Here is a 1,801-nt window from a genome sequence, read left to right as displayed (position 1 = left end):
ATGTAGAACTAGTTTCTCCGAGCGTAGCGAGGCAAGCGCGACCGCGCGTCGGGCGATAGCCCGCCCAGTCGGAGGCGTTCGCAACGCGACCTGCCGCGAGACAAGGAATATGCGCCCGCCCGGCGCTTGAGGTCTAAGTCAGCGCAACGCAGGCCCGCTGGATTCTTGTGCAGGCCTCGGTCAAAATCTCTTCCGATGTCGCATAGCTGATCCGGAACGCCGGCGAGAGACCAAAGGCCGCACCGTGTACCGCAGCAACCTGGGCTTCCTCCAGAAAATAGGCGATCAGATCTTCGTCCGTTTTGATAACCGCGCCCTTTGGTGTTTTCTTGCCCATCAGCTCGCTGGCATCGGGATAAACGTAAAAAGCGCCCTCCGGAGTCGGACATTGCAGACCCGGCGTATCATTGATCATCGACACCACCAGATCGCGGCGCCTCTCGAAAGCGGCATTGCGCTCGACCAGAAAATCCTGCGGACCATTGAGCGCGGCCACCGCTGCGGCCTGTGATATCGAACAGGGGTTGGAGGTCGACTGCGACTGCAACTTGGCCATCGCCTTGATCAGCCATTCCGGACCACCGGCAAAACCAATCCGCCAGCCGGTCATCGCATAAGCCTTGGACACACCGTTCACCGTCAAGGTGCGGTCAAACAGTTCGGGGCAGACCTGCGCGATGGTCGAGAAGGCGAAATCGGCATACCAGATATGCTCGTACATATCGTCGGTCATCACCATCAGATTTTCATGCGGCAAGATCACTGCGCCCAGCGCCTTCAGTTCTTTCGCACTATAAGCCGCGCCGCTCGGGTTGGATGGCGAGTTCAGCAGCACCCATTTGGTCTTGGGCGTGATCGCCGCTTCCAGCTGTTCGGGGGTGATCTTGTAGTTCTGATCCGCACCCGCAGCGATAAACACCGGTTTCCCGCCCGCAAAATTGACGATATCGGGATAGCTGACCCAGTAAGGCGCGGGAATGATCACCTCGTCGCCCGGGTCCAGCGTCGCCACCAGCGCGTTGAACAAGGTATGCTTGCCGCCGCTGTTCGCGCAAACCTGCTTGGTCGTATAGGTCAGGTCATTGTCGCGCGCGAACTTGTCGACGATCGCCTGCTTGAGCGCCGCCGTGCCATCAACCGTGGTGTAGTTGGTATCGCCATCGCGTATAGCCTGGATCGCCGCTTCCTTGACAAAATCCGGCGTGTCGAAATCGGGCTCGCCTGCGGACAAGCCGATCACATCGATGCCCTGCGCCTTCAACTCGGTGACCTTTGCTGTCATCGCCAGCGTGGCCGAAGGTTGAATGCGTCCGAGAGCTTTGGAAATACGGGTCATGGAAATTCCTGTCGCAGGGAATGAGCGTGACTGCCTAATATCATTCGTGCTGCACTGCAACAGGGAGAATGAGTCAGGACCGCTTTTTCACGAACTCCGCGCGCAGGACGAGGCCCTTGATACCGTCATGCCGGCAATCGATTTCCTGCGCGTCCCCGGTCAGCCGGATCGCCTTGATCAAGGTCCCGCGTTTCAGCGTCTGCCCCGCGCCCTTGACCTTGAGGTCCTTGATCAGGGTGACCGCATCACCATCCGCCAGCACATTTCCCACCGCATCCACGACTTCCGGTTCCGCCGATTGCGTCGCCGCATCCTCCGGACTCAGCCATTCGCCAGTCTCTTCGTCATAGACATAATCGCCTGCAGCATCACTCATCAAAGCGACTCCAGCGCTTGCTGCATATCGGCAATGATATCGTCGATATGCTCGATGCCGACGGAGATCCGCACGACATCCGGTCCGGC

Annotated in this window: 3 protein-coding genes; all 3 read right to left on the bottom strand. The window is 59.0% G+C overall.

Annotated features, from left to right (window positions below; translation table 11 throughout):
• Nucleotides 1-133 precede the first annotated feature (133 nt).
• Nucleotides 134-1,336, bottom strand: coding sequence for a pyridoxal phosphate-dependent aminotransferase (locus WBM93_RS09315; RefSeq protein ID WP_424431208.1), 1,203 nt, complete (start codon nucleotides 1,334-1,336; stop codon nucleotides 134-136).
• A gap of 73 nt (nucleotides 1,337-1,409) precedes the next feature.
• Nucleotides 1,410-1,712, bottom strand: coding sequence for an alkylphosphonate utilization protein (locus WBM93_RS09310; protein ID WP_424431206.1), 303 nt, complete (start codon nucleotides 1,710-1,712; stop codon nucleotides 1,410-1,412).
• The gene (locus tag WBM93_RS09305) at nucleotides 1,712-1,786 is read right to left on the bottom strand and encodes a PLP-dependent transferase (protein WP_424431210.1); all 75 of its coding nucleotides are present in this window, start codon (nucleotides 1,784-1,786) and stop codon (nucleotides 1,712-1,714) included. The genes WBM93_RS09310 and WBM93_RS09305 overlap by 1 nt, the downstream gene beginning before the upstream one ends.
• Nucleotides 1,787-1,801: the final 15 nt, after the last annotated feature.

The organism is Parasphingorhabdus sp. (assembly GCF_049667325.1).
In the GTDB taxonomy this organism is placed as follows: Bacteria; Pseudomonadota; Alphaproteobacteria; order Sphingomonadales; family Sphingomonadaceae; genus Parasphingorhabdus.
The sequence above is the reverse complement of the archived record's forward strand: the minus strand, read 5'-3'. Positions and strand labels throughout refer to the sequence as shown.

Bases quoted from the DNA above. Each gene is read 5' to 3' on its own strand.
- WBM93_RS09315 (WP_424431208.1), bottom strand. From the start codon at position 1,336: ATGACCCGTATTTCCAAAGCTCTCGGACGCATTCAACCTTCGGCCACG.
- WBM93_RS09310 (WP_424431206.1), bottom strand. From the start codon at position 1,712: ATGAGTGATGCTGCAGGCGATTATGTCTATGACGAAGAGACTGGCGAA.